This is a genomic window from Spirochaetia bacterium, from assembly GCA_022482625.1.
GTDB lineage: Bacteria > Spirochaetota > Spirochaetia > Sphaerochaetales > Sphaerochaetaceae > Pleomorphochaeta.
In genome coordinates this window covers 400524-420998 of sequence record JAKVOU010000001.1, presented here as the reverse complement: position 1 = coordinate 420998, position 20475 = coordinate 400524, and the positions used below count along the sequence as shown (strand labels likewise).

The 20475-nt window shown below is 43.8% G+C and carries 20 protein-coding genes; 11 read left to right on the top strand and 9 right to left on the bottom strand.

The window, feature by feature from the left end; translation table 11 throughout:
• Window positions 1–45 precede the first annotated feature (45 nt).
• The 9 genes from rpe to LKE40_01905 all read left to right on the top strand — a co-directional run bounded on the left by rpe (window position 46) and on the right by LKE40_01905 (window position 8490).
• Window positions 46–717, top strand: a complete 672-nt coding sequence (gene rpe / locus LKE40_01945) for a ribulose-phosphate 3-epimerase (GenBank protein MCH3916244.1) — start codon at window positions 46–48, stop codon at window positions 715–717.
• A gap of 59 nt (window positions 718–776) precedes the next feature.
• The gene (gene recA / locus LKE40_01940; protein MCH3916243.1) at window positions 777–1880 is read left to right on the top strand and encodes a recombinase RecA; all 1104 of its coding nucleotides are present in this window, start codon (window positions 777–779) and stop codon (window positions 1878–1880) included.
• Window positions 1881–1929: 49 nt separating this feature from the next.
• On the top strand, window positions 1930–2967 hold the full coding sequence (locus LKE40_01935; protein ID MCH3916242.1) for a segregation/condensation protein A: 1038 nt from the start codon (window positions 1930–1932) through the stop codon (window positions 2965–2967).
• A complete protein-coding gene (scpB, locus tag LKE40_01930) occupies window positions 2967–3599 on the top strand; it encodes an SMC-Scp complex subunit ScpB (protein MCH3916241.1) in 633 nt (210 codons plus the stop codon). The genes LKE40_01935 and scpB overlap by 1 nt, the downstream gene beginning before the upstream one ends.
• Window positions 3600–3643: 44 nt before the next feature.
• Window positions 3644–4411 (top strand): rRNA pseudouridine synthase, encoded by a 768-nt coding sequence (locus LKE40_01925; protein MCH3916240.1) that lies wholly within the window; start codon window positions 3644–3646, stop codon window positions 4409–4411.
• Window position 4412: 1 nt separating this feature from the next.
• Complete coding sequence (gene cmk, locus LKE40_01920) at window positions 4413–5072, top strand: (d)CMP kinase (GenBank protein ID MCH3916239.1); 660 nt, start codon at window positions 4413–4415, stop codon at window positions 5070–5072.
• Between the two features lie 16 nt (window positions 5073–5088).
• Complete coding sequence (locus LKE40_01915) at window positions 5089–6795, top strand: 30S ribosomal protein S1 (protein MCH3916238.1); 1707 nt, start codon at window positions 5089–5091, stop codon at window positions 6793–6795.
• 66 nt (window positions 6796–6861) lie between these two features.
• Entirely contained in the window at window positions 6862–7545 is a 684-nt protein-coding gene (locus tag LKE40_01910; protein ID MCH3916237.1) for a tetratricopeptide repeat protein, read from the top strand.
• A gap of 123 nt (window positions 7546–7668) precedes the next feature.
• Window positions 7669–8490, top strand: a complete 822-nt coding sequence (locus LKE40_01905) for a hypothetical protein (protein ID MCH3916236.1) — start codon at window positions 7669–7671, stop codon at window positions 8488–8490.
• A gap of 172 nt (window positions 8491–8662) precedes the next feature.
• Here the strand turns inward: LKE40_01905 and larC are convergent, their stop codons facing one another.
• The 8 genes from larC to LKE40_01865 form a co-directional block, all read right to left on the bottom strand.
• Window positions 8663–9862 carry a nickel pincer cofactor biosynthesis protein LarC gene (gene larC / locus LKE40_01900; GenBank protein ID MCH3916235.1) on the bottom strand — a complete coding sequence of 400 codons (1200 nt, stop codon included), beginning with the start codon at window positions 9860–9862 and terminating at the stop codon, window positions 8663–8665.
• A gap of 3 nt (window positions 9863–9865) precedes the next feature.
• Window positions 9866–10621 carry a nickel pincer cofactor biosynthesis protein LarB gene (gene larB, locus LKE40_01895; protein MCH3916234.1) on the bottom strand — a complete coding sequence of 252 codons (756 nt, stop codon included), beginning with the start codon at window positions 10619–10621 and terminating at the stop codon, window positions 9866–9868.
• Window positions 10621–11376, bottom strand: coding sequence for an ATP-dependent sacrificial sulfur transferase LarE (larE, locus tag LKE40_01890; protein ID MCH3916233.1), 756 nt, complete (start codon window positions 11374–11376; stop codon window positions 10621–10623). Before larE ends, larB begins: the two co-directional genes overlap by 1 nt.
• The gene (locus LKE40_01885; GenBank protein MCH3916232.1) at window positions 11373–12167 is read right to left on the bottom strand and encodes an ABC transporter ATP-binding protein; all 795 of its coding nucleotides are present in this window, start codon (window positions 12165–12167) and stop codon (window positions 11373–11375) included. The genes larE and LKE40_01885 overlap by 4 nt, the downstream gene beginning before the upstream one ends.
• On the bottom strand, window positions 12161–13153 hold the full coding sequence (locus LKE40_01880; GenBank protein ID MCH3916231.1) for an iron ABC transporter permease: 993 nt from the start codon (window positions 13151–13153) through the stop codon (window positions 12161–12163). The genes LKE40_01885 and LKE40_01880 overlap by 7 nt, the downstream gene beginning before the upstream one ends.
• A gap of 74 nt (window positions 13154–13227) precedes the next feature.
• Window positions 13228–14382, bottom strand: a complete 1155-nt coding sequence (locus tag LKE40_01875) for an ABC transporter substrate-binding protein (protein ID MCH3916230.1) — start codon at window positions 14380–14382, stop codon at window positions 13228–13230.
• On the bottom strand, window positions 14379–14915 hold the full coding sequence (locus LKE40_01870) for an FmdE family protein (protein MCH3916229.1): 537 nt from the start codon (window positions 14913–14915) through the stop codon (window positions 14379–14381). Before LKE40_01870 ends, LKE40_01875 begins: the two co-directional genes overlap by 4 nt.
• On the bottom strand, window positions 14912–15715 hold the full coding sequence (locus LKE40_01865; GenBank protein ID MCH3916228.1) for a class I SAM-dependent methyltransferase: 804 nt from the start codon (window positions 15713–15715) through the stop codon (window positions 14912–14914). The genes LKE40_01870 and LKE40_01865 overlap by 4 nt, the downstream gene beginning before the upstream one ends.
• 570 nt (window positions 15716–16285) lie before the next feature.
• Between LKE40_01865 and LKE40_01860 the strand changes: the two genes are divergently transcribed.
• Window positions 16286–17725 (top strand): hypothetical protein, encoded by a 1440-nt coding sequence (locus LKE40_01860; protein ID MCH3916227.1) that lies wholly within the window; start codon window positions 16286–16288, stop codon window positions 17723–17725.
• A 54-nt stretch (window positions 17726–17779) separates the two neighbouring features.
• Window positions 17780–19192, top strand: coding sequence for a B12-binding domain-containing radical SAM protein (locus LKE40_01855; GenBank protein MCH3916226.1), 1413 nt, complete (start codon window positions 17780–17782; stop codon window positions 19190–19192).
• 5 nt (window positions 19193–19197) lie between these two features.
• Here LKE40_01855 and LKE40_01850 read toward each other — a convergent pair whose 3' ends face one another.
• On the bottom strand, window positions 19198–20454 hold the full coding sequence (locus LKE40_01850; protein MCH3916225.1) for a sel1 repeat family protein: 1257 nt from the start codon (window positions 20452–20454) through the stop codon (window positions 19198–19200).
• Between the last annotated feature and the right edge of the window lie 21 nt (window positions 20455–20475).

The following is a 20475-nucleotide window of genomic DNA, read 5'->3' as shown; positions in this document are numbered from 1 at the left end:
GTAGAGCGATTGCACCAAGCGTTCTTTTCTGGTACGCTTTTGCGTATGGAAAATGAAAAATTGATTATCGCACCCAGCATTCTTTCTGCTGATTTCTCCCATATTGCTGATGAAGTCGATACCATAGGGAAAAGCGGTGCATCTTGGGTACATCTGGATGTCATGGATGGGGCGTTTGTTCCCAATATTTCCTTTGGGCCGAAATTCATCAAGGACCTGCGGCCACATAGCAGCCTGTATTTTGACTGTCACCTGATGATTGAAGAACCGCAGCGTTACCTGCAGGACTTCATTACTGCCGGCTGTGATTGCCTGACAGTCCATGCTGAAGCTACGGCACACTTGCACAGGGCATTGCAGATGATCAGGAATGCAGGCAAGGGCTGTGGCGTTGCGCTTAATCCCGGCACTCCTGTCGAAATGGTTGAGCCTGTACTCGATATGGTCGATCTTGTTCTGGTCATGACGGTGAATCCTGGTTTCGGTGGTCAAGTACTGATTCCTTCTACACTCAAAAAAATTGCCAGGCTTGCTGAAATCAGAGAAAAGGAAGGTTTTTCCTATAAGATCAGCTGTGACGGTGGAATCAATGGTAACACGGTCTGCAAGGTCAGAAAGGCAGGGGTTGATGCCGTAGTATGTGGCAGTGCTTTTTTCAAGAACAAAGACCGTGGGGAATTTGTTGCTGACCTGCATAGGCAGGCAGATAGCCTTTAGAAAACAAAGCAGTCGCTTTCCATGTATATCATAGGGTATACAAACTAGAGAGGATACATATGGCAAAGTCAAACAAAGACAATAGTACACTGGGGACTCCTTCTTCAGACAAGCAGAAAGCAGAAGTCCTAGAAATGGCCCGTAGCCAGATTGACAAACAGTTCGGCAAGGGATCACTGATGAAGCTGGGTGACCAGCAGGCCCGGACAGATGTGGATGCCATTTCCAGCGGTTCACTTCTTTTGGATGAAGCCCTCGGTATCGGAGGTTATCCGAAAGGGAGGATTATTGAAATCTATGGACCAGAATCAAGCGGCAAGACAACCTTGGCACTCCATGCAATAGCCGAAGCCCAGAAAAAGGGCGGTATAGCTGCTTTCATTGATGCCGAGCATGCCTTGGATCCTTCATATTCCAAGAACCTCGGCGTCAATATAGACGAACTTTGGATCAGCCAACCGGACAGTGGTGAACAGGCCTTGGAAATCTGTGAGAGGTTGGTCCGATCCGGTGCAATTGATATCATTGTCGTTGATTCGGTTGCTGCCTTGACACCCCAGGCAGAAATTGATGGGGAAATGGGAGATTCCCATATGGGGCTTCAGGCCCGTCTGATGAGCCAAGCTCTTCGGAAACTGACAGGTATTCTCTCAAAGAGCAATACGACTATCATCTTCATCAACCAGATCCGAATGAAAATCGGCGTGATGTTTGGCAATCCAGAGACGACGACAGGCGGCAATGCCCTCAAGTTCTATGCCTCGGTAAGAATGGAAGTACGGAAGATCGAGACTCTCAGCAAAGGCGCCGATGATATCTATGGCAACCGTATCAGAGTAAAGATTGTCAAGAACAAGGTAGCGCCTCCTTTCAAGAAAGTTGAACTGGACCTGCTGTTCGGACATGGCATCAGTTATACGGGTTCCATACTTGATGCCGCGCTCAAGTATAACCTGATTGAAAAGAGTGGCTCTTGGTATAGCTACAATGATGAAAAAATCGGGCAGGGAAAAGACAATGCAGTTACCTTCCTGACTGATCACCCTGATATTGCATCAGATTTGGACAAAAAACTGCGTGCACTTATGTTCCCGAAAGCTTCGGAAGAAAAAAAGGGTGAGGAAGCTGCGAGCAATGAGGTAAAGCCGTCATCGGAAAGCTGATGGGACCAGGTGAACTTCTTTTCTCCGTTATTTCTTGCAGGAAAGGACAATGATGGAAACGGCAGAAAGTACAAAACTTGAGGGAGCTCCCCATATGTTCAGGACAGCGGCCTTCGAAGGGCCGCTGGATTTGTTGCTGTTTCTCATTCAGAAATCTGAGATCAACATCTATGATATTCCCATCAGTAACATCACCGAACAGTTCCTAGCCTATCTGCATAGCAGTGAGGCCAGTCAGCTTAATCTTGGTGATCTATCTGATTTCTACAAAATGGCAGCTGACTTGCTCTATATCAAAAGCAGGATGCTGTTGCCTGTCGAAGTTGATTTTGACGAAGAATATGAGGATCCCCGCCAGGAACTTGTCAACAGGCTCCTTGATTACCAGAAATTCAAGCAATACACAAAATTGCTGGAAGAGGGAGCCGCAGACGACCAGATTTACATTGAAAGAAAACCGACTGATTTTATGATTCCGTTTGATGACCAGGAGCTTTTTGAAGGCGTTGACCTTGACCTGCTCCGTTCAGTCTTCAGCAATATCATTTCCAACAAGAACATAACCAAGGTTTTCAATGTCTTTGAAGAAGTCACTGTCAACGAAAAGCTTACCTTGATGATGGAACTGTTCGAAAAAAAAACGGAAATAAATTTTCTTGAGGTAATTGTACATCCTGATCGTCCTATGCATGTCATCTGTGCGTTCATGGCAATTCTCGAAGGCTGTAAGTTCAGGATGATTACCATCCGACAGGAAAAACAGTTCGGTCCTATATTGATCAGGAAACGGAAAGAAGAAACAATCAGCGATGAAGAAGCTGATGAAATAGATGAAATGTATGAGAAGGCAATTGAAAAGGGGTACTATAAGGAGCAGGAAATTCTTCACGATGAAGACGGTGATGATTTCTCCATTCATAGAGAAGATGAATCCCTGCCTGACAAGCCTATAGTTCCTGCCGAAGCCACGGCAGACAAAAAGACTGGACGGGAAATTGAAGGTGAAAGGGAAGACTTGGTCGGTATCGGGGATTTCGAAGAAATCTCATTGGATGAAGATGAATCTGATGATAAGGAAGATGACTGATGGCTCGTAGGTCGGTAACAAAGACGAAGGGGAAGGCCACCATGGAAACGGGTCCTATCCTCAGCAGGGAAGCAAGGTTGGTAGAAACTATCCTTTTCCTTGAGAATGAACCCGTAGGGATGGAAAGACTTGCCAAGATGACAAGTATGGATGACAATGCCCTTGAGGGTGCATTGTCCGAATTGAAGGAACATTTCCTGCTTTTTATGCATGGCATGGAACTTTCTGACAAGAACGGCCGGTACCAGTTCCTGCCTTCCTCTGACCTTCATGATGAGTTGAAGGCCTGCTACGGAAAGAAAGTGGACAGAAGGCTTAGCAGGGCGGCATTGGAAACTCTGTCAATAATTGCCTACAGCCAGCCGATTACTCGGAGGGAAATTGATAACCTCAGGGGGGTTACCAGTGATACAATCGTCAGATTGCTTCGCGATAGGGAATACATCAAGGTAATCGGAAGGAAGGATGTCCCCGGACATCCATGTCTCTACGGGACCAGCAGAAAATTCTTACTGGAATTCAATTTGCAGAGTATAAGTGATTTGCCGAGGTTGTCTATGATTGATGAACAGCGGTTCGTGGCTACTGGTGATGATGAGAAAGAAAAACAGTCAGATGAAGATGAGCGCTAGACTCATATGGTCAAACCCTGTATAGTTCATCTGCTACAAAAGAATTGATTAAAGGAATTGAGATGAAGATTGAGTATCCGATCAGGTTGCAGGTATTTTTGGCAAAGAGCGGTGTAGGCAGCAGGAGATCCTGCGAATCCCTTATCGTTGCAGGAAGAGTCAAGGTCAACAATGAGCGCATCGTGAAGTTGGGGACAAAAGTCAACAAGGAAGATGCTGTAATGGTTGATGATGTACCGGTGGAACCGATTGAAAAAAACTACTATTTTGCATTGAACAAGCCCAAAGGGTATGTCTGCACGAATTATGATCCGAACGAAAGGCTTTATGCCCGTGAGCTCATCATGATCAATGACTGGGACCTGCTGTTCCATGTGGGAAGGCTTGACAAGGATTCTACAGGACTGATCATTTATACCAATGATGGTGATATAGCAAACAAAATTGCACATCCTTCGCATGAGATTGAAAAAGAATACTTGGTTTCCTGTGACAGGGAAGTGCATAAAAGAGATCTTGAACTTGCATGTAAGGGCCTTTATATTGATTTGAAGCAACCCTACAAGATAAAAAGTTACCAGATGTTGACAAGCAAATGGACAAAAGTCGTCCTTACCGAAGGCAAGAACAGGGAACTGAGAAAGATATTCAGTTATTTCGGCTATGAAGTCAAGCAACTATGCAGGACCAGAATCGGCAATATCCAGCTTGGGAACCTGAAAGTAGGCCAATACAGGCAGTTGTCGGTGCAGGAAATGCAGAAGCTGGTGGGAGATTTGCCCGCAGACAAGGCTTCACGGGAAGCGAACTAGGATGATTGTTGCGATTGACGGACCTGCCGGTGTGGGCAAGAGTACGATTGCTGCCTTGATTGCACAGCGATTGGACCTTTATTATCTTAATTCGGGTTCCTTCTACAGAGGCGTAACCTATCAGGCTGAACTTGAGGGTGTTGATCCCTTGGACCAGGATGCAGTGCTTGCCGTTGCTGAGCACATGGTGCTTTCCGTAACGGAGGGCAAGGTCTGTAACAAGGGAATTCCCATTGAGGACAAATTACACACTTCCCAGGTAGACAGATGGGTTGCACAGGTCAGCATAGACCCTCGGTTGCGTAAGTGGGTAAACAAGCAGATCCGTTCCATTGCAATGGGAATGGATATGATTGCAGAGGGCAGGGACATTACTACGGTAGTATTTCCTGATGCTGATTTCAAGTTTTACTTTGATGCAACTCCAGAGGTACGGGCACGGCGACGTTATGAACAGCATCCCCAGGATACAGATTACAAAAGCGTTCTTGACGGAATCCTTGCCAGGGACCGGATTGACAAGGAAAAAGCCTTCGGCGGCCTTAAGATTGCAAAAGATGCAGTTATAATTGACACATCTTACTTGACCATATCTGAAGTTTGTGAGAAAGTGGTATCTGCTATAAACTCGCATAACATGCGGAGAAATAGGAAATATTAGGATCAGGAGAAAGCAAGTGGCTAACGAGAGTGAGATGGATGAAAAGAAGACCAACATGATGAAGCAGATGTTGGAGGATAATCTTAAATCTCTTGATGACATCGAAGACGGTCAGCTCGTGACCGGAACTGTGGTTCAGGTAAACAACGAGTATGTTTTTGTTGACGTCGGTTACAAGAGCGAGGGTAGAATTCCTCGTGAAGAGTTCCAGGAAGTACCGGAAATCGGGAATCAGGTAAATGTCGTCATCATCAACAAGGAAGGAAAGGGCGGACAGATCGTCGTTTCCAAGAAAAGAGCTGATACCAAGGAAAGGACTGACATCCTCAAGGCAGCAGCAGAAAAACGCGAACCAGTGCTTGGCAAGTTCGTCAAGGTCATAAAGGGTGGCTTTGAAGTCGACCTCGGTGGTGAGTACAGAGGCTTTTGCCCTCTCTCAAAGGCTGATGTAGTCAGGGTTGAAGATCCTGAGACACTTATTGGCATTGAAGATTACTTCATCATTGACAAGTTCCATGCAGGTACGAAACTGAAGAGTGTCGTGAACCGCAGGGAATACCTTGACAGAAAGATAAAAGAAAACAAAGAGAAGTTTTTCTCTACCGTACAGATCGGTGATGTCGTGGAAGGTGTGGTAAAATCTTTTACTTCCTTTGGTGCTTTCATTGATTTGGGAGGTTTTGATGGACTGCTCCATATCAATGATATGAGCTGGGGACATGTAACAAGACCTAAGGATTTTGTAAAGAAAGGACAGGTCGTACAGCTTCGTCTGATCAATATTGATCCAGAGACTCAGAAGATCAACCTCAGTCTCAAGCACATGTCTGAAGATCCATGGACGACCTTTGAACAGCGTTACCATGTAGGTGATGTCATCAAGGCTCCGGTAACAAAGATTACCAGTTTCGGTGCTTTCATTGAGATTGAACCGGGTATTGAAGGTTTGGCTCATATTTCTGAGCTGTCTTGGACAAAGAGAATCAATAATCCAAAAGAAGTCCTCAGTATCGGACAAGTCGTCAATGCAAAGATTCTTGGATATGACCTCGATAAGAAGCGTGTTTCCCTTGGCCTCAAGCAGCTGATGGAAAATCCGTGGGATACTATCGGTGAGAGATATCCTGTCGGCAAGACGTTGACAGCAAAGGTTGTCAAGGTTACCAACAGTGGTGCTTTCCTGAATTTGGAAGAAGGTATCGACGGTTTCCTGCATATCGACGATGTATCGTGGACAAAGAAAGTCAAGAATATGTCTCAGTTCTGCAAGGAAGGAGATATGCTTGATGTCGTTGTTACACGCGTCGAACCGGAAAACAGAAGGATTCGTCTTGGCGTCAAGCAGCTTGAGGGCAACCCTTGGCAGACACTCCGTCATGATTATCCGAAATACAGCACCATAAACGGGACTGTTTCGAACGTAACTGATTTCGGTGTCTTTGTAAAAGTTATCGGTGATATCGAGGGTTTGATCAGCAAGTACAATCTGATTGGTCCTGATGAAGAGTACACCGACAAAGTATTGGAGAAATTCAAGGTAGGGGATCCGATTACCGCCATGGTCATTGAATGCAATCCAAGTACCCAGAAGCTTTCACTTTCCATCAAGGAAATGATCAAGCGTTCTGAACAGTCTGAGATTGCAAAGTATATCCATGACGATGATGATGAAAGTGATACTTTTACCTTTGCTGATCTCATGCGTTCCAAGGATGAGAAGTAAATCGGGTAGGGCTGGTAGATGGTCTCGTGCCATCTGCCAGTCTTCCTGCAATCCAAGGAGTGAAAGATGAGCAAAAAAGAAAAAGTAAATATAGAAAGTGAACTGGAAGCCGAAAACAAGCTGAACACGTTTCTTTCAAGTCATCTGAGACAGATCCTGTGGGGATGTATTGTTGTCGTTGCTGCATTGGTTATCATCGGTTTTGTTGAAATCTATGGCAATAAGACTTCTGCCAAGCAATATGACCAGCTTTACAATGCACAGGTTGCTTTGTCACAGGCTATCCAAGCTGACAGCAAGGCTTCTGATTATGATGCTAATGTGCAGAAGGCATTGGAAGGCGTCATTGCACTTGAGAATTCAAAAGGCTATGTCGGGGATAAAGCAAAACTTGTTGTTGCTGATCGTTACTATGCCGAAAAGAAGTATCAGGATGCTTTGGATCTGTATGTTGCTGTTTGGAACAAAGTTTCTGACAAGAATTACTTGGGTTCTGTTGCATTGAGTTCTGCTGCAGCTACGGCGGAACAAATGGGTAATGATGACAAGGCTTTGGAATATAGCCAACAACTGTTGGATAAATTCGGTAACTTTGCTGCTGAATCTCCAAAGGCGATGTTTACCATTGGACGAATTTATGAAAAAGAGGGAAAGAATGACCTTGCAAAGGCTCAGTATCAGCAGCTTGCTGACCAGTTCCCCAAGAGTGAATATGGAAAGCTTGCAAAGAATAGTCTGCTGAAATTCTGATTTTAGCACTTGGTCAAGATTATCTATATGGAAGCAAAACACATCCGATTCTGTAAGTATCTGTTACTTGTGGTCGGGTGTGTCTTTTTTTGCTCGTCTTGTGGTGTGCCGACGTGGATCTATTTGTATAATGGTATAAATGATGATGCTCCATGTTATTACTATTTCAATACTGCAACCAAAAATACGACAAAGACAGAATATTATACGACCTTGACTTATCGGTTAAGCGATACGGATAGTGATGGCAATGCACTTTCATATAATATAAGTGGAATTGTGGGAAAGGACACACCCTCAATTGCATTGTTCTATGCAATTGTGCCAAACAATTCCGATGATAATGTCGATGATGTTGATACCTGTATATCTACGTTTAAATCAACTTTTTCTACTGATTTTGTTCGAAGTAATAATGGTAAGAACTTTTCTTCATCTAAGTTCAGTCCTGTCTTGTCAATTGATAATGATACTGAAAGTATTGGTCTTTATGGGATGACTGTAGCTAGTTCAACAACGACACCTGAACAGCAGAATTCGCCTGCTTATACAATAACCGCGGGTGGCTCATTGGAAGATGGTACAAAATTTTCGACCACATTCACTCTAACAAAGACAGATACTGATGGTGTATTAAGTTTTGAATTGAGCCAGTCTGATGCCCAAAAAGATGACGTAGATTATAATTCTGATGGTTCACTATTTACAGCTGATCCAGTTTATCTTTATCGAACAAATGGAAAAAATTTTAGCCTTTCAGCTGACTATAGCGATGAGGATTTCAATCCCGCATATATACTGAATGATAGCAGTATAAATGATACTTCTACCTATGATTTGCTGATTTTTATGGCATTCAATCTTTCTCCGGTAGACGGTGCAGGTTTTACAAATATTGTGTGGAGTCCTTTGCAGCTACTTGCAGATATCAGTTTTGGCGATTGAATAAGTGGCCCGATGAAGAGAATTTCAATTCAAAATTTTGTAAATAATGTATATTCTGTAAACTAGAATTCCTGTAGAAAACTCTACAGGAAAAAATACACAAAAAGTTATCTGAAAATGGCATCCAGATTATGCATGATCTATTAACCATTTTCAAATATTTTATTTGTTATTACTGCGGCATTTTTTTTCTTACTTCAGACAATGGCATATTGTGCTTTTTTGCTATGCCAGCCAAATCCTCATAAGCGAATTTCTTCTTTGAGATATTCCAGCCTGTTGCTTGCTTAACTTCTACAGGACCCAAATCAGTCTGTACGGTTTTCTCATTGCGTTCCAGGACATATCTTTGGATTTCTATTCTCTGCATGCCAAGTGTCGTGGTATGTCTGAACAACAATGCTACCATTGCCTGTTCGCTTTCCTTGTTGCACATGCAGCAAAGTCTTACGGCTGGTCGGCCTTTTTTCATACCGATGGGAATTGTATAGACATCCAGGGCCCCTGCTGTAAGCAGACATTCCTCGGCATAACCAATATCTTCTCCAGTCATATCATCTAGGTTGCAGCTTAATGAGATGACTGTGTCTTTATTCTGATCTCCAGTATTTCCTAGATATGTCCTGAGACAATTCGCAGCAGGAAAATCACGGCTTCCCATACCGTAGCCTATTGCGTCTGTTGCCATCAATGGCATTGGGCCGAAACTATTTACGAAATATTTAAGCAAGGCAGCTCCGGTCGGCGTGCAAAGTTCACCTTCAATTTCATTGTTATACGTCGGTATACCTTTTAGTAAGTATGCAGTAGCTGGAGCTGGAACAGGAAGTATTCCATGTGCACAGGATACTTGTCCTTTTCCCACATTGACTGGAGATGCCACTATTTTTTCCGGTGCAAGTTCTCTGATGAGCATGCAGACACTGACGATATCAGCAACAGCATCCATCATGCCGACTTCATGGAAATGTATCATTTCAACCGGCATCTGATGGGCATGGCTTTCGGCTTCCGCAAGCAACTGATAGACATTGAGCACATCGCTTTCAACCTGTTTATCCAAGTCTAGATGATGTACGATATGTTCAATTCCGTGAAGGCCTTCATGGTGATGATGCTCATGCCCATGGTGGTTATGCTCTTCCTCATGGGTATGAACCTCTCCCTCGACAGTTCCGTGTATGCTTACCGTAACATGTGTACCGACGATACCACATTTCGTACAGCTGGCTGAAGTAATTGACACACCAGGAATCTGAAGGCCATTAAGACGTTGCATGAATGACTTTGCATCTGGCAATAATTCAAGCAATGCTCCGGTAAGCATATCACCGGAAGCTCCCATAGTACATTCAAGATATAATGTCTTCATCTGTTATTTCTCCTTTCCATGATTGATCATACTTGCCAGATAACCGGCACCGAAACCGTTGTCTATGTTTACGACGCTTACTCCGCTGGCACAGCTGTTCAGCATTGACAGCAATGCTGAAAGCCCATTGAATGATGCACCGTACCCTACGCTGGTCGGTACGCCGATGACAGGACAATCTGCCAAACCACCGATGACGCTGGCAAGTGCTCCTTCCATGCCGGCTACAGCAATGATTGCTTGGGCATCCATGATTTCTTCAAGATGCGCCAAAAGCCGATGCAAGCCAGCGACACCGACATCATAGAGCCTGATAACTTGATTACCCAGTACCTCTGCCGTTATTGCCGCTTCCTCTGCCACGGGAAAATCGCTCGTACCGCCGGTTGCAACCACTATCTTTCCAACACCATCCGGCTTCGGTACCATTCCTATGATACCGATTTTTGCAGCACTACGGTAATCAAGTGCATAGTCTGCTGCAAGTTGTTCTGCTGCTGCAGCTGTCAATCGTGTAATAAGAATTGTTTTTTGACCTTGCTGTAGCATTGCACTGATTATAGCTGACATCTGTTCTACGGTTTTTCCAGCTCCATATATCACCTCACTGACTCCTTGCCTGAGTGAACGATGAGTATCAATTTTGGCAAAACCTAATTCCTCAAACGGTTCCATCTTAAGTTTGAGCAAAGCCTTATCGATAGATAACCTTCCATCTGCGACTTGTTCAAGCAACTGACGTATCTCTTTCTTTTCCATTAGTCTGTTCCTTTTCTTCCTTTGAGATCGAGTACAATATCTGAAAAATAAGGCTGCAGTATGCCGAGTATTTCATAACGTTGCCAAATTGCCATTGAAAGCTGCTGTATAGGCACCTCAAGTCTAGCTGTTGAGCCTCGTTCTCTTACCCTAAAATCAGAAAAACCAAGTTTCCTGAGACCATCTTCAACGGTTTCGATTATTTGAAGCTGACATAATGACAATTCAGTTCCACAAGGAATCCTTGTTGCCAAACAGGCATTTGCAGGTTTGTCCCATGTTGAAAGACCAGCCAGTTTCGATGATTCCCTTATGTCCTTCTTGGTCAAACCACATAATCGCAAGGGTGACAGGATGCCCTCTTCTTCCAAAGCTTTCATACCTGGACGGTCTGAAACTTCATCAGAAGCATTGGTGCCGTCAAGTATTACAGGTTTTCCATCCTTTTCAGCCTGTTTTTTTACTGCAGCCATGATTGCTTTCTTGCAATAGTAGCATCGCAAGGTGCTGTTTTCTCTGATCTTCGTATCAGACAATACATCAATATCTACTATTGTAAGATGAGCATGTAACATATCGGCAATTTTCTTCGCATCTTCAAGATCAACTTGTGGCTGAAACGCTGATCTTACATAGTACGCACAGACTGATTTTGCCGATTTCATGGCTTCATATAGTAAATAAGCTGAATCGCATCCACCGGAAAAGCAGACTGCACAATTGTCATGCAAGGCAAAAAAATCTTCCAATGTCATGATGTTATCCTTATTTTCTTAGCGGTATCTTCCTGTGGTAATGGAATTACAGTCCTGATTCCACATACTGTCTCAACTGCGACAGGCAGACCATAGACTTCGTCGATTATTTTCTCTGTCATTACTTCGGTACCACCGTAAGCAAAGACCTTTCTGTCCTTGAGAAACAGAAACTTGCTGCAATAACGAAGTGCCAAATTCAGATCGTGTATGACAATGACAACTCCGAACCTTTGCTCTTCGGCAATGGCCGTAATGTTGGCAAGCACTTCATATTGGTTATGGAGATCAAGATTGCTTGTCGGTTCATCCAAGAGTAGTACTTTCGGCTGTTGCGCCAAGGCCCTTGCAAGCATGACTTTCTGTAATTCACCACCAGACAATTCATTAAGATATCTTAATTCAAGACCTTGCAATCCCATCCTGCATATGGCATCTGCAGTCAGCTTAAGATCTTCTTCAGATGGATTTCCCTTCATGTATGGTTTCCTTCCGAGCAAGACGGAATCAAATACAGTAAGTCTGTCAGTTTCACCCTGTTGAGGTACGTAAGAAATATTCGTTGCAAGTTCCATTCGTTTCATTTGTCGGGTATCATTGCCATTGATGTATGCGGTACCGAGATTTGGCTTGAGAATCCGATCGATGCACTTGATTAACGTACTCTTGCCTGCTCCGTTGTTGCCGAGTACGGCAATACTTTCTCCCTCTGAAACGTCAAAGCAGATATCCGTCAATATAGGAGAATGGGATGTATAGCCAAAGCCCATGCCATGTATCTGCATCAGCATCTGTCTGCCCCCTTTACAAGTAGATAAAGAAACAATGGTGCTCCAAGGAATGAAGTTATTGCTCCGATAGGTAGGATTATCGGAGAGATGATCATCCTAGCCGCTGTATCACTGAGCAACATCAGCAAGGCTCCGCATAATGCCGATGTCGGTAGAAGAAAACGGTAATCGCTTCCTACCAGCCTTCGCATCAGATGCGGTGCAATCAAGCCAATGAAATTGATGATCCCGACAAAAGAAACAATAGTTGCAGCGGCAAGGGAACAAAGGACCATACCTACCATCCGTAACACATCTACGCTGACACCAAGGCTTTTTGCAGATTGCTCGCCAGAAAGAAGAGCATTGTAGTTCCATCTGTTATACAATGCATACAACAGCAAGGCAGAAGTAACTACAGACATTACTGCAATTTCTTTCCATGAGGCACGTCCAAGGTCTCCGAATGTCCAGAATACTACAGAAGCCAATTTTACATCAGATGAGAAATATTGCAAAAGTGTCGTGCCTCCGGAAAACAATGCACTGAGGGCTACGCCTGAAAGTATCATCGTTTCCGGTGTTATGTGTCGGAATCGTGAAAGTCCAAGAACTACAAAGGTTGAAAGCATCGAACTTATGAAGGCACAGCACGTAACAAGATAGGGATTTGCAATAGCAACGCTATCTGCCGCTTGGTCTGTCATTCCTGCACCAAGGACAATAATGGCAAAGGCAGCCCCAAAGGCCGCTCCTTGAGAAACTCCAAGTGTCGATGCGGAAGCAAGAGGATTCTTCAGGATACTCTGCATGACACAACCTGATACTGCAAGGCCGATGCCCGCTACACAGGCGGCAATGATCCGCGGTAACCTGATATCGAAGATGATAATCTTTGCCTGTTTCGTCCCATGTCCCAGAAGTGTCTGTACTACTGAAAAAAAACTCAGATTGGATGCCCCTGCCCCGATTGCAATTATAGAAACAACAACTGCAAGTATTCCCATGCAAATGATGATGCTGATTTTCCTGTGTATATATCCTTCATAGTTTTTTTCTTGACATCGTTTCATTGTCTCTATCAATCCTTGATTTTCAATCGCCCGAATCCCAGTCCTGCGTCCTGCAAAGACTGATAAATAGGCTTTCCTAACATAACTGTAAATATTTCATCAGCCTTTTTAGCAGGATCAATATCACTGAAGGCCTCAGGATAGATGATCTTTCCTGCATAGTAGGCATCGGCAATGGAGAGTTCAATATTCGTCCAGTTGTAGTTGTAGGCAATCTGTGCATATAACTTGTCTTCCTGTACTGCGGTCAAGCTGTCATAGAACGATCTATGAATGGGATAATCATCACGCACAAGCTGTAGGTTCGTAGGATTGAGAAAAATGATATCAGGATTCCAAACGACAACTTTTTCTCTGTCAACCAATAGTGCTCCTTTTGTTCCGGTACTGTCGACGACATTCTTGGCATGGATGGCATCAAAAGGAGGATAAGCACCATAAGTTCCTTCAAAACCATGGGCCCCTCTGAAACTGACAGCTCCGGTATAGACAGTGGGTTTGTTTTGTTCAGGAATGTCCCGTGTCCTTGCATCTAGGTCTTTCTGGCAGGACTTGATGTAATCCACTACTTGGTTGCATTGGCTATCGGTTCCCATGATGTCTCCTACAAGCATCAGACTTTTGTAGAGCTTTACGTCAAACATATCATCGACAGACAGGGCAATGGTCGGTATACCCGTCTGTTCTTGGATAGATTGCACCGTATCCTGATCAGTCAAGGCAAATATGACATCTGGAGATTGGGTTACAAGTTTCTCAGGGTAGCAGACATCTTTGCTACCTCCTTTTCCTACGCTCCCAATTTTTGCAAAATGGTCAGCATTGACAACTGTATATGGCATGGAAGGTATATTTTCCTTGTCCATATCCGTTACACCGACAAGTTTGTCAGCGCACCCGGCATACGTCAGGAGCCGTGCGGCTCCCCCTATTGCGGCTATTGTCTTTACTTCTTCAGGTACTTGGACTTGCCGTCCGAACAGGTCTGTAACTGTACGCATTTTTGTAGGTTCGGCATTGTCTTGTACCGTTGCAGTGGCCTCTTCCTTTGAAATTGTTCCTTGTGCACGTTGGCTGCTGGTTTCTTTCTTTGTACAACTGACTGTCACTGAAAGGCTCAGACAAAGTAACATGATCATTGATGTTATAGTGAATCTGTTCATCTTTTTTCCCACCTTTCATATGGAACAAAGCAATCCATGCAGACTTTCTTGCCATTCTGCAGACGTATCCTGCCTTCAGAGGCATATTCGTGGCATGTTTCACATTGGACCGATGTAAACAGACGGGCTCTTTCCGGTATTTGGCATTTGACAGGTGTGGATGAGAATACTTTTTCTTCATCAGCGGTAAGTATGTAGTTGATCTTTTCGTTCCTGTTCAGTTCCTTGGGCAGTTGGTTCAGTACAATCCTGAAGCTGCTTCCTGTTTTTCGTTCGTAGAAACTGAATGCCTGTTTCCCTGTATCACGGAAAATCAAATTACCTTTGCCAAGTGTACAGCCAAGCAATGCTTGTACGGCATCGACTCCGCAGGCATCATTTTCGGTTATGCAGACAAGTTCTTCATCCTTGGCCCTGTCATTGATTTTCAATCTTTTCATAGCAATCATGCTTGCCCGCACACCTATTGCAAGTCCAGGACATTCATGCCCATGAAAAGCAACTGCCTTTTCCCATAATTCATGTTGAGTCATAGCCTTCTCCCTTTTTCATCAATGACTTGCCAGTAAAGTGTAGCAACAGTCACGTGTGTTTCTTCTTCAACCTGTCCATTGACAGCAATGGACTGCAGGTAGTCCACTATATGGTCCTGCTGGTCTTTGCTAAGTTCTTTTTTTGAAGCGATGCGGTCGGTATACATGCGAATTGCTTTTATGATCGGTTCGCAGGAATGCCAGATTTGTTTTTCATAAGTAATGTTGGGACAGTAACCTGATGCCCAAAGTAAATCAAACATATGTACAAAACTTTCATCTAAGGCAGTCCGGTCCCTTTGAGTTTCGGAAATTTCCAGCAAAGGGTCCAGTACCGAGTTTATCCTTCTTGTCGGTTTTGCTATAAGGCACCAGTTTTTGGAAGCCTGGCACATCTTGAGCAATGTTTCATCAGAGGAAACCGCAGGTGTCATATTGGCAAGTACGAGATCAAAGCAATGATTCCATCCTTCATGGTCCAGGTCGATCTGTGACCAGTCAAGAAGAGAAAAACTGACATCAGTCATTCCTTTCCTTTTTGATTCTGCTGCGGCAAGCATCTTTGAAGAAAAATCAATGCCAGTGACAGTTGCACCTTCCTGTGCCAATGCGAAGGCATGTCGTCCTGTACCACAACCGATATCAAGGATTTTTCTGTCCGGTCCTATCATTTGGTTTTCCATGATCAGTTTCATTGTCCTGTCATGTTGGATGTCGGGCAAAGTGCTGTCTTTGGAAAAGGAACTTGCCATGGCATCCCAGAATGCACGGCTGGAGTCAGTGTCATGGAATTGCTGCATAAATACCTCCATTCAGTATAAATTTATCTAAGCAGTTGCAGTCATAGTTGTTTTTCTGTCACAAGAAAATATTTCTGAAGACTGAAGCGTAAAAAAAGACCATAGAAGCAAAACAGGGATTTCCTATCCCAATTTGGCCTTCATGGTCTTTTAACGAAAGTAAAATGATTTATGAATGTTATTGTCAGATTTCTTCCTGAAACCTGTTTTTCGAAAAGTACTCTACTTCATTATAAAAATTGTGTCAACAATATTTTTATTTCCCGTGAGACTGCAATAGTGTCCAAGCAATCGGATAGCGTAATTTACATTTTGCATTCTGCTTTCATTGATAGATGCCACAATTCATCCTACTGAAAGCTATTATTCCGTATTTTAATTTTCAGTGCCATGCCTAGAATATCGGTAGAATATTAATTGCCATCACTGGTAACTGCAATTATATGATTTGTGATGCTACTTCATAAAACTACACATACACTACATTAAATTTCCTTGTATTAAATTACTCAACAGTGTAACATTTGATTTGTGGTGAGAATATTTTCTCACCACAAAGGAATGTGCTCTATGGCCAAGCAATTCATACGCTATGAAAGAAAAGGTAACAACGAGTATGCATCCGTCTGCCTGCCAAAGCGTATCAAAGGAAAGAAAGTCAACCAGATGACGTATCTTGGACGTGTCTTAGACAAGGAAAACAGCCTCTTTTCCAATAGGAAACAAGGGACCTTCAAGTATACCTTAGAAGGAGGCTTTGAACCGGTTTCTGCGTCCTACCATATATCAAAGATACCTGTCAGTGAGGCAGAACTCCTTGATTTTGGCGATAGTCACTTTCTTTTTTCGTTTCTGCAGAAGACGCCTTACTATGGAATTCTCGAAAATATGGCACCAGGCGTGTCTGATACGTTTTTTTCACTGCTTGCTTACCATATTCTCTCCCCTGGTCCCTTGGAGTACGTGCAGCCATGGTGGTATGGAAACTTTGTAAAACATCTGTTTCCGAAAGCTGAGCTGGATACAGAGGGAATTTCCGCATTGTTGGAGTACCTAGGGAGTACAGAAATACAAAACAGGTTTTTTACAGCATATTTTGGAAAACTTTCACAAGAAAAGGATATTCATGGTATTCTTGTCGATGTTCCTTCGCAAAACCAAAAGTCGGACTGCAATACTTTTTTTTCATCATCATCAGACTTATTTCCCTCACGGTTGCTCTATGTCGCTGAAAGATCATCAGGACTTCCACTTTATTTTTCTTATGGCCTTGACAGCGTATCTGACCTTGTGCAACCTATGGCCAAGACGATCAGTATCTTACATAAATATGGCATAGCTACAGATTTTACCATTCCTGATAACCGTCAATTGCCTGAAACCTTGCTGTCATTGCTTCATAAGGAAGCAATCGCCTACATTACTGATTTGGTCCCTGGTAGTTCCTTGTTCAGGGAAATCGTCGATTCTTATTCTTCAAAAACCTATGGACCTGAAAATATCGTTACCTATGGCATGAAACAGTACTTCATCAAGAAAATTCCTTATTTGTTTGGAGACGGAATTCCTGTATATGCTTATCTTACTTTAGCCAACAACCAAACTATGCCTACAGGATACAAGCAAAAAGAAAAAATCAACCATACATGCGAAGGAACCTCTGTGTTTGTCTCTTCTGCAGACCTTCCGATAGATCAGGTATTGCCACTTTTCTGTACAAAAAACAAGGCGAACAAAGACTTTGGCATGCTGACAGGATTTCCAGTAGGCAATTCACTGCAAGCAATCAAGGGACAGTTCCTTGTTTTGTTCATAGCTTCAATGATTACATCACTCCTTGATAAGGAATTTTCTTCCCAAGGACTTGATATAGGCAGGATTTTTCATGAATTGAGAAATCAGAAGTGCACTGTCAGCAATGGCTATGCAATACCAGGAAAAACTCTCAACACCATTGATTACCGCTACAGGTCTCTGTTGGTTGACCAGCCTTTCCTTATTTCTCCCTGACCGGTTGCAAGCAAAGAGGCAACAGGCAGGTTACTGTGAACCTGGAGGCGCAGAATGAAAATTGTTTTTATTGTTCCTACGACTACTCTAAGAAGAACTAAGATTTATCGTCTGGCGGGCCTGGCATACGGTCATTCAAATTCAATAACCGGTCCTTTGATCCTTGGTGGTATTCTCAAACGCGCTGGCTACGAAGTGGAAGATTATGAAGAATTGAACGGGAGCGTTCCTTATAAGCAGCTGTTAAAAGATACAGATATATTCTGTCTCTATACGATGACTTCCACGGCTCCCCGTGCATACGAACTTGCTGATATGATTCATAAGAATTCTTCGGCCCGTGTACTCATCGGTGGGTACCATGCATCCGCATTGCCGAATGAGGCAGCCGAGCATGCTGACCAGGTAATTGTCGGAGAAGCAGAAAATGTCATAGTTGATGTAGTAGAAGGGCGTCTGACAGAGAAAATTGTCCAAGGGAAGCCAAGTGCAGATCTCGATGACAATCCTTTTCCTGATTATTCCGTACTCAAGACGCCATGTCAGGCTGCCAATGTACTGACGACACGAGGTTGCCCTTTCAGTTGTACATTCTGTTCATCCTCCAGGATGTTCAGACCCTATCGACAGCGAAGCGTTGACAATGTCATCAAAGAAATCCGCATGTATAAGGAGATGGGTTTCAAGTATATCAACTTTGAAGATGATAACTTTACGGCAGATAAGGAGCGGGCAAAGGAAATCTGCCGACGTATGATCAAAGAGAATCTGATGTTCAGGGAAATCTTTTTCTTTGGCAGGACAGATCTGGCACGAGACGAGGAACTTTTGCAGTTGCTTCATGATGCCCATCTCAGCAGAGTCCTTATAGGCATTGAGTCCTTGAACCAAAAGGCTTTGGACTCGATCAACAAACGTCAGAATGTCGAAGATATCAAGAATGCCGCTGCTGCCTGTAAGAAATATAAGATACGGCTGATTGCCAGCATCGTGCTCGGACTTGACGAAGATTCACGGGAGGATATCCGCAAATCAGTTGATTTTACAAAATCAATCGATGCATATCAATTGCAACCGGCCTTGCTTACGCCCTATCCTGGTACGCCCGTTTTTGACCAAATGACTCAACAAAAGCGCATTATTTTTAAAGAATGGAATTATTTTGACATGTTCAATACGACTTTCCTGCCGATGAATCTGACACCGTGGGAATTGCAAAAGGAATTTTACCATGCTGCAAAAGTCTTTTATGACCGGGCTTCGGCAGTGCGGATCGGGAAAATATTCGGTAAAGAATATGAATACCGCAGGTTGGCTCTCATGGTATTGATCCGATTGGGTCTCCATGCAGTGGAATTCACGTCAAAACATGTAAAAAAGTCATTGTTTTACCAATTGCGACATTTCTATCCATATACTTATGCCCAGTTGCTGAAGCAACCTAAAAAAGTTATCATTGCTTCCTGACTGTCCTAGAAATTATCAAGGTCGATATCCTTGCATTTTACACCGAGTCTGAAACGTGCTTTTTCATTGCCTTGGATAGCAGCCTGACAGAGCAACTGTGCTGCTTTTTCGTAGTCCTGAGGAACACCATTCCCATTGGCATAGCAGATTCCTAGATTGTATTGCGCCTTGTCATTGCCTTGGTCGGCAGACTTGCTGTACCAGTAGACTGCTTTTTTATAATCCTTGCCGACTCCGTTGCCCATATCATAGCAGACACCGAGGTTATATTGGGCCCTGTCGTCGCCTTTTTCTGCGCTGATGTGAAACCAATAGAAAGCCTGCTCATCATCTTTCTCCACACCTCTGCCTACAGAATAGCAGATTGCCAGATTGAAAGCAGCCTCGGCATCACCGCTTTCGGCGGCCTTCCTATACCAACGGACAGCTTCGCCCTCATTCTGTTCTACACCTATGCCGTTGGCAACAGAAAGAGCAAACAGGGACTGGGCTTTCACTACCCCTTTGTCTGCGGCCTTCTTGTTCCAGTAGGCCGCTTTTTCTGAGTCCTTGGGGACACCAAGTCCGAAGGTATAGCAGGCACCAAGGTTGTATTCAGCTTCTCCCAGTCCTTGCTCTGCAGCTTTCAGATACCAATAGGCAGCCCTTTCTTCGTCTTTTTTTACACCTATTTCGTAAGCATAGCACAGACCTATGCCAAGTTGGGCTTCTGCAACGCCCCGTTCTGCCGCACAGAGATACCAGTAGGCAGCCAGTTTGTCATCCTTTTCTGTACCCTTGCCGTTCTCGTATCTGATACCGACATGATATTGGGCCTTTGCATCACCGTTTTCTGCAGCTTTGTGATACCAGAAGAATGCCTTCTCTTCATTCTTGTCTGCACCCTGCCCCAACGCATAGCAGCCACCAAGATTGTATTGGGCTCTTGCATCTCCTTGTTCAGCTGCTTTGGTATACCAATACAGCGCTTTCTTAAAATCCTGCTTTATGCCTTGTCCATTGTCATAACGAACGGCAAGGTTGTACTGTGCCTTGGAAATCCCTTGATGTGCTGCCTTGCCGAACCAATACAGAGCCTTGTCAAGATCCCTGGCTGTACCCTTGCCCTGGGACAGACATACGCCCAGATTATATTGGCTTTTTCCATCACCTTTCTGTGCTGCGCGAAGAAAGCAGGCAACAGCTTTGCTGTATTCATTTTTCCGATAATATTCACCGGCCAGAGCAAACAATTCTTCTCTATTCAGGTCTTCAACCTTCAAAATGGAATTCTCCTACCTACC